The sequence below is a fragment of the Pseudomonas sp. 24 E 13 genome, from assembly GCF_900004715.1.
Classification (GTDB): domain Bacteria; phylum Pseudomonadota; class Gammaproteobacteria; order Pseudomonadales; family Pseudomonadaceae; genus Aquipseudomonas; species Aquipseudomonas orientalis_A.
In genome coordinates this window covers 45,304-53,311 of record NZ_CVTO01000107.1, presented here as the reverse complement: position 1 = coordinate 53,311, position 8,008 = coordinate 45,304, and the positions used below count along the sequence as shown (strand labels likewise).

The window sequence follows — 8,008 nt, the reverse complement described above, 5'->3', positions numbered from 1 at the left end:
AAGCAGGTCAAGATCAAGAGCGACTCGCTTCGCATCGTGGTTACGGTTGAGCGCTACAGAGTTGTGTAGATGCCTATGGCTATCAGGGGCAAGCCCCCTCCCACATTTGACTGTATTCACACGCCAGAACCTGTGAACCCAATTCAGTGTGGGAGGGGGCTTGCCCCCGATGGCGGCCTCCATTGGAGTATGGGATCCTCCATGCACATAAGGAACCCTGAACTAAGCTCACAGTCGCATAGACACTGGCAAGTCGGCATCACGCAAAAGGAGCCTGCATGGGCGGTCGCATTTCGGCATTTTTACTCGGATTTGGCTTACTGACGCTGCTTGGCGGTTGTGGTGAGGAAAAGACCGAGCCCAAAGCCCATTCCCGGGTGTTCGTGCAAACCGTGCAGCCTGCGGATTTCGCTGCGGCGGTCACGCTGACCGGCGATATCCAGGCGCGGGTGCAAACCGATTTGTCCTTTCGCGTGGGTGGCAAGATCATCCAGCGCATGGTCGATGTGGGCGACCGGGTGACGGCCAGGCAGGTGCTGGCCAAACTCGATCCCAAGGACCTGCAGACCAACGTCGACTCCGCCCAGGCCCAGGTCGTGGCCGAGCAGGCGCGGGTCAAGCAGACTGCCGCTGCCTTCGTGCGCCAGGAAAAACTCTTGCCCAAGGGCTACACCAGCCGCAGCGAATACGATTCCGCCCAGGCCGCGCTGCGCGGCAGCCAGAGCGCCCTGGCCGCCGCCCAGGCCCAGTTGGCCAACGCCCGTGAGCAACTCGGCTATACCGCGCTGATCGCCGACGCGCCGGGCATCATCACCGCGCGCCAGGCCGAAGTCGGCCAGGTGGTCCAGGCCACCATGCCGATCTTCAGCCTGGCCCGAGATGGCGAGCGTGATGCGGTGTTCAACGTCTATGAGTCCTTGCTGGTGGAACCACCGTCGGATGCGCCGATTACCGTCAGTCTGCTGGACAACCCGAGTATCAAGGCCGTGGGCAAGGTCCGCGAAGTCACCCCGGCCGTGGCCGCCAATACCGGCACCGTGCAGGTGAAAATCGCCCTGCAAAGCCTGCCCACTGGCATGGAGTTGGGCTCGGTGGTCAGCGCCACCGCCAATGGCCCGGCCAGGGCCAGCATCGAGTTGCCGTGGTCGGCCTTGACCAAGGACCTCAGTGAACCCGCCGTGTGGCTGGTGGACGGTGACGGCAAGGCGCAATTGCATAAAGTCACGGTGGCGCGTTACCTCACCGGCAAAGTGATCATCGGCGATGGCCTCAAAGGCGGCGAAAAAGTTGTGGTGGCCGGTGGGCAATTGCTGCACCCCGGCATGCCGGTTGAAATCGCCCAGCAAGGAGCCCAGCCATGAGGCAACTGACGGTAATCGTCGCCGCCAGCCTGTTGCTGATGGCCTGCTCCAAAGAAGAAGCGCCGCCCGAACCGGTGCGCCCGGTGTTGTCCATGGAGGTGAAGGCCGAAGATCAGGAAAACCTCGGTCGCTTTGCCGGCACCATTCAGGCGCGCTACGAAAGTAACCTGGGTTTCCGTGTCCCCGGGCGTATTGCCCGTCGCGCCGTGGACGTGGGCGCTGAGGTAGAGAAGGGCGCCTTGCTTGCCGTGCTCGATCCTACGGACCAGCAGAACCAATTGCGCGCCGCCCAGGGCGACCTGGCGCGCGTGCAGGCGCAGTTCATCAATGCCCAGGCCAATGCCCGCCGCCAGCAGGAACTGTTCAACCGTGGCGTCGGTGCCCAGGCCCAGCTCGACGTGGCCCAGACTGACCTGAAAACCACCCAGGCCACCCTCGACCAGGCGCGCGCCTCGGTCAACCAGGCCAGGGACCAGCTCAACTACGCCGAACTGCGCACCGACCACGCCGGCATCGTGACCGCCTGGAATGCCGAGGCCGGCCAGGTGGTCAGCGCCGGCCAGCAAGTGGTGACCCTGGCGCGCCCGGACGTCAAGGAAGCGGTGATCGACCTGCCCGCCGGGCTGGCCGAACGCTTGCCCGCAGATGTGGTGTTCCTCGTCGCCGGGCAACTGGACCCGAGCGTGCAGACCACCGCCATCGTGCGCGAGATCGAGCCCCAGGCCCAAAGCGCCACGCGCACCCGTCGCGCACGCCTGAGCCTGACCGAAACGCCCGCCGCGTTCCGCCTGGGCACCGCCATCAGCGTCACCTTGAGCAGCGCCATCGCGCCGCGTATTGAACTGCCCCTGAGCGCCTTGCAGGACGTCGACGGCAAGACCCGCATCTGGCTGCTCGACACCCAGAGCCAGACGGTGCAGCCGCGTGACGTCACGGTCGTCAGCCGGGATGCCGACAGCGCCGTGCTCAACGGCAGCGTCAAACCCGGTGAACGCATTGTCACCGCCGGTGTGAACAGCCTGAAACCCGGGCAAAAAGTCAAAATCGACGAGGACAGCCCGCGATGAAAGGGAGCTTCAACTTATCCGACTGGGCCCTCAAGCATCAGTCCTTCGTGTGGTACCTGATGTTCGTCGCGCTTTTGATGGGCGTGTTTTCGTACATGAACCTGGGGCGCGAGGAAGACCCCTCGTTCACCATCAAGACCATGGTGATCCAGACCCGCTGGCCGGGCGCGACCCAGGAAGAAACCCTCAAGCAGGTCACTGACCGCATCGAGAAAAAGCTCGAAGAACTCGACTCCCTCGACTACGTGAAGAGCTACACCCGGCCGGGCGAGTCCACGGTGTTCGTGTTCCTTAAGGACACCACCAGCGCCAAGGCCATCCCGGAGATCTGGTACCAGGTTCGCAAGAAGATCGACGATATTCGCGGCACCTTCCCCCAAGGCTTGCAGGGGCCGTCCTTCAACGACGAGTTCGGTGATGTGTTCGGTTCGGTATACGCCTTTACCGGCGACGGCCTGTCGATGCGCCAGCTGCGCGATTACGTGGAGCAGGTGCGCGCCGAGATCCGCTCGGTGCCGGGGCTGGGCAAGGTCGAGATGATCGGCCAGCAGGACGAAGTGATTTACCTGAATTTTTCCACGCGCAAACTGGCCGCGCTGGGCATCGATCAGCGCCAGGTGGTGCAAAGCCTGCAGTCGCAGAACGCGGTCACGCCCGCCGGGGTGATCGAGGCCGGGCCGGAGCGGATTTCAGTGCGCACCTCCGGGCAGTTCGCCTCGGAGAAGGACCTGGCCAACGTCAACCTGCGCCTCAATGACCGCTTCTATCGCCTGGCCGACATTGCCGAGATCAGCCGTGGCTACGTCGACCCGGCGCGGCCGATGTTCCGTTTCAACGGCAAGCCGGCGATCGGTCTGGCGATTGCGATGCAGAAGGGCGGCAATATCCAGTCGTTCGGCAAGGCGCTGCACGGGCGCATGGATGAGCTGACCGCCGACCTGCCGGTGGGCGTCGGCGTGCACAAGGTGTCGGACCAGGCCGAAGTGGTGGAAGAGGCCGTCGGTGGCTTTACCAGTGCGCTGTTCGAAGCGGTGATCATCGTACTGGTGGTGAGCTTTATCAGCCTGGGCATGCGCGCCGGGCTGGTGGTGGCGTGCTCGATTCCGCTGGTGCTGGCGTTGGTGTTCGTGTTCATGGAATACAGCGGCATCACCATGCAGCGGGTGTCGTTGGGCGCCTTGATCATCGCCCTCGGCCTGCTGGTGGACGATGCGATGATCACCGTGGAGATGATGATCACGCGCCTGGAAAAAGGCGAAACCAAGGAGCAGGCCGCGACCTACGCCTATACCTCCACGGCGTTTCCGATGCTTACCGGCACGCTGGTGACCGTGGCCGGTTTTGTGCCGATTGGTCTTAACGCCAGCTCGGCGGGTGAGTACACCTTCACGCTGTTCGCGGTGATCGCCGTGGCCATGCTGGTGTCGTGGGTCGTGGCGGTGCTGTTTGCGCCGGTGATCGGCGTGCATATCCTCAGCGCCAAGGTGAAGCCGCACGACGCCGAGCCGGGGCGCATCGGCCGCGCCTTCAATGGCGGCATGCTCTGGGCCATGCGCAACCGCTGGTGGGCCATCGGCATCACCGTGGCGCTGTTCGTGGCCTCGGTGTTTTCCATGCAGTTCGTGCAGAACCAGTTCTTCCCGTCGTCGGATCGCCCGGAAATCCTGGTTGACCTGAACCTGCCGCAGAACGCCTCGATCAACGAGACGCGCAAGGCGGTCGACCGCCTCGAAGCCATCATCAAGGACGACCCGGACATCGCGCGCTGGAGCACCTACATCGGCCAAGGCGCGATCCGTTTCTACCTGCCGCTGGACCAGCAGTTGGAGAACCCCTACTACGCGCAGCTGGTGATCGTCAGCAAAGGCCTGGAAGAGCGCGGCGAGTTGATTACGCGTCTGCAGAAGCGCCTGCGCGATGATTTCGTCGGTATCGGCAGCTTCGTGCAGCCGCTGGAAATGGGCCCGCCGGTGGGTCGGCCGATCCAGTACCGCGTGTCCGGCAAGGACACCGACCAGGTGCGCAAGCACGCCATCGAACTGGCGACCTTGCTCGACCAGAACACCCACTTGGGCGAAATCATCTACGACTGGAACGAGCCGGGCAAAGTCTTGCGCATCGACATCGCCCAGGACAAGGCGCGGCAATTGGGGCTGTCGTCCGAAGACGTCGCGCAATTGATGAACAGCGTGGTCAGCGGCGCGTCGGTCACCCAGGTGCATGACGATATTTACCTGATCAATGTGGTCGGCCGTGCTGAAGACGCCGAGCGCGGTACGCCGGAAACCCTGCAGAACCTGCAGATCGTCACGCCCAACGGCACCTCGATTCCGTTGCTGGCCTTCGCCACGGTGCGCTACGAACTGGAGCAACCGCTGGTGTGGCGCCGCGACCGCAAGCCGACGATTACCATCAAGGCCGCAGTGCGTGACGAGATGCAGCCGACCGACCTGGTCAAGCAACTGGCGCCGACTATCCAGAAGTTCAGCGACGGTTTGCCGGTGGGCTACAAAGTCGCCACCGGCGGTACCGTGGAAGAAAGCGGCAAGGCCCAGGGCCCGATCGCCAGCGTGGTGCCGTTGATGCTGTTCCTGATGGCGACCTTCCTGATGATCCAGTTGCACAGCGTGCAGAAGATGTTCCTGGTGGCCAGTGTCGCCCCGCTGGGTTTGATCGGCGTGGTGCTGGCGCTGATTCCCACGGGCACGCCCATGGGCTTCGTGGCGATCCTGGGCATCCTGGCGCTGATCGGCATCATCATCCGCAACTCGGTGATTCTGGTGACGCAGATTCATGAGTACGAAGTGGCCGGTTACACGCCGTGGGATGCGGTGGTGGAAGCCACCGAGCATCGGCGCCGGCCAATCCTGCTCACGGCTGCGGCCGCCAGCCTGGGCATGATTCCGATTGCCCGGGAAGTGTTCTGGGGGCCGATGGCCTACGCGATGATTGGCGGGATTATCATCGCCACGTTGCTGACGCTGTTGTTCCTGCCGGCCCTGTATGTGGCCTGGTACAAAATCCGCGAACCCAAGCAGGAATCTCAGGAACAACGCGGTTAAAAAAATGTAGGAGGGGGCTTGCCCCCTCCTACATTTGGATCTGCATCTTGTCAGGCTGTGGGAAGCTTCCGAAACCGCCGCTTGCCGCCCCGGCGAGCCTGAGCTTGTTCTACTCTTTCGGCCTTCTTCTTATCCAGGTCGATTCCCATGCAGTGCCTGCGTCCACTCCTTTTACTCTGCGCGCTTGTGCTTGCGCCGCCGACCTTCGCCACCAACGTGCTGGAAAATACCCAGTGGCGTATCGAACTCGATCCCGCCACCCTGGCGTTGCGCGTCACCCCCGCGGGCGAGGCTTCGGTACAAGCGTCCAGCGGTGTCGCCGCCCATGCGGTCAACGCGCTGCAAGCCGATGCCGAACAGGTCTCCTGGCAGTGGGACAACGGCGCGTATCGCCTGACGGCCCGGCTTGAACAGCGCGAATTGTCCCTGACGATCACTGCCCGTGCAGCGGGTAAGCTGGGCCTGCTGCGCCAGCCGGCCAGCGCCATGGGCCAGGGGCTGATCTGGCCGTTGGCCGAGGGGCATTACGTGCCTGCCGCTAATGCCGTGTGGAAAGATTTCCTGATCGGGTGGGGCGAGTTCAGTACCACCCAGGACCTCAGCCTGCCGTTATGGGGCGTGGATCATGGGCGCTTCACGTTCAACTGGCTGCTGACCAACCCCTATAACAATCGCCTCGAATGGCAGGCGGACGGCCAGGGTATGGCGCTGTCCGTGTCCCATGAATTTACCTCGCTCGAGCCTTCGACACCGATGACCCTGCGCTTGCATCTGGGCGAGGCCGACCCGTTGGCCGGCGCCAGGCGTTATCGTCAGTGGCTGGTCGAGCAGGGCCGTTACGAGTCACTGGCGGACAAGCTGCGGCAAACCCCCGAGGCGGTAAAATTGCTCGGCGCCAGTCACGTTTACCTGTGGGGCAACGACTTGCTCACGCTCGATGATGTACGTGATTGGCCCGCGTTGATCAAACGCCTGCGCACGCACGAGCTCAGTGAGCTGATGGGCAAGGAATCCGCACAGGTGCTCGCGCAGGCAGGCGCGTTGAATCGCTACGAGCAAACCGTGCTGTTGCGCGGCTTCAATGGGGCTATCAACAAGAAGGCCCGGCAGGCTTGGCAGGTGGCGGAACCCGACATGAATCGCCTTGCCGCTCGCTACGGCGAGTTGCGTCGCGAACTGGCCGTGGATTTCGCCGGCGCGTTGGCTGATCGCCCCGAAACCTGGGGCAATTCGAGCATCCAGGCCTTGCGCGACGCTGGGCTCAAGCGCTTGATGCTGACACTCGGCGAAGGCTGGGAAGGCGGCCTGTGGCATCCCGAAGCGATTCGCGCGGGGGTGGATGCCGGTTACCTGGTCGCCCCCTATGATTCCTATGGAACGGCGCTTTCGGCTACGGAAAATCCCGACTGGACCACGGCCCATCTGGGCGGCAAGGCCTACCGCGACTGCGCAATCATGTTGAAAGACGGCACGTTGAAAACCGGCTTCCAGCAGTCCGGTCACTACACCGATCCGCGCTGTGTGCGGCCTTTGCTGGAGGCACGGGTAAAGGCGGTGCAGGGCGCGGCGGGCTACAACGCCTGGTTCCTCGATGCCTACGCCACCAGCATGCTGTATGACAGTTACCGCGACGGTGCGCCGATGACCCAGGCGCAAAATGCCCAGGCCAATATCGACGCGTCGCGCTGGATCAACACCTCGCTCAAACTGCCCACAGGCTCCGAAGACGGCAACGCCATCACCGCCCAGGGCATCCTGTTTGCCCATGGCATTCAAACACCGGTGATCGGCTGGGGTGACCGGGAGATGACCCAGGACCTGCAGTCACCCAACTACGTCGGCAAGTGGTACCCGCCGGAGCAACCGGCCGTGTTCTTCAAGCGGGTGCCCTTGAAAGCGCCGCTGCGCACGGTGTATTTCGATCCGACGATGCGCCTGCCGCTGTATCAGGCGGTGTTCCACGGCTCGGTGATTACCACCCATCACTGGTTGTTCGACAGCCTGAAGTTAAGCAATGTGCAGGCGGAGAATGAGCTGGCCCAACTGCTCTACAACGTACCGCCGCTGTATCACTTAAGTGCAGCAACGCTCAAGGAACGGCTGCCGGTGATTGAGCGCCAGGACCGGTTTTTCCGCCCGCTGCATGAGCGGTTGGCGACGCGGGCGATGACTGATTTTCGCTGGCTGACGGCGGACAAACTGCTCCAGCAAACGACGTTCGCCGATGGGACGCGGTTGGTGGCGAATTTTTCGGACGCGCAAAAAGACGGGTATGCCGGGCGCAGTGTGACGGCGCTGGTGGAGGATGAAAAGCCGGTGGTGTATCAGGTGGATCAGCAGGGCCCTTAAGATCATCGGGGGCAAGCCCCCTCCCACATTTGGAATGCGTTCTCCTGTGGGAGGGGGCTTGAACCCGATAGCCATAGGTATCTACACAACTCCGTAGCACCCACCGTAACCACGATGCGAAGCGAGCCGCTCTTGATCTTGATCTGCTTTTGATCTCAGGCGCCCCGTT

Annotated in this window: 4 protein-coding genes; all 4 read left to right on the top strand. The window is 63.0% G+C overall.

What is annotated here, in order from left to right; translation table 11 throughout:
- The first annotated feature begins 278 nt into the window (after nt 1-278).
- The 4 genes from BFP90_RS10315 to BFP90_RS10300 all read left to right on the top strand — a co-directional run bounded on the left by BFP90_RS10315 (nt 279) and on the right by BFP90_RS10300 (nt 7,839).
- The gene (locus BFP90_RS10315) at nt 279-1,361 is read left to right on the top strand and encodes an efflux RND transporter periplasmic adaptor subunit (RefSeq protein WP_065893812.1); all 1,083 of its coding nucleotides are present in this window, start codon (nt 279-281) and stop codon (nt 1,359-1,361) included.
- Nucleotides 1,358-2,428: an efflux RND transporter periplasmic adaptor subunit gene (locus BFP90_RS10310; RefSeq protein WP_065884664.1), complete on the top strand. Its 1,071-nt coding sequence runs from the start codon at nt 1,358-1,360 to the stop codon at nt 2,426-2,428. The genes BFP90_RS10315 and BFP90_RS10310 overlap by 4 nt, the downstream gene beginning before the upstream one ends.
- Nucleotides 2,425-5,490 (top strand): efflux RND transporter permease subunit, encoded by a 3,066-nt coding sequence (locus BFP90_RS10305; protein ID WP_065893810.1) that lies wholly within the window; start codon nt 2,425-2,427, stop codon nt 5,488-5,490. Before BFP90_RS10310 ends, BFP90_RS10305 begins: the two co-directional genes overlap by 4 nt.
- Nucleotides 5,491-5,637: 147 nt before the next feature.
- Nucleotides 5,638-7,839: a glycoside hydrolase gene (locus tag BFP90_RS10300; RefSeq protein WP_065896590.1), complete on the top strand. Its 2,202-nt coding sequence runs from the start codon at nt 5,638-5,640 to the stop codon at nt 7,837-7,839.
- The last annotated feature ends 169 nt before the right edge of the window (nt 7,840-8,008 follow it).

Coding starts and splice junctions, on each gene's coding strand:
- BFP90_RS10315 (WP_065893812.1), top strand. CDS start 279: ATGGGCGGTCGCATTTCGGCATTTTTACTCGGATTTGGCTTACTGACG.
- BFP90_RS10310 (WP_065884664.1), top strand. CDS start 1,358: ATGAGGCAACTGACGGTAATCGTCGCCGCCAGCCTGTTGCTGATGGCC.
- BFP90_RS10305 (WP_065893810.1), top strand. CDS start 2,425: ATGAAAGGGAGCTTCAACTTATCCGACTGGGCCCTCAAGCATCAGTCC.
- BFP90_RS10300 (WP_065896590.1), top strand. CDS start 5,638: ATGCAGTGCCTGCGTCCACTCCTTTTACTCTGCGCGCTTGTGCTTGCG.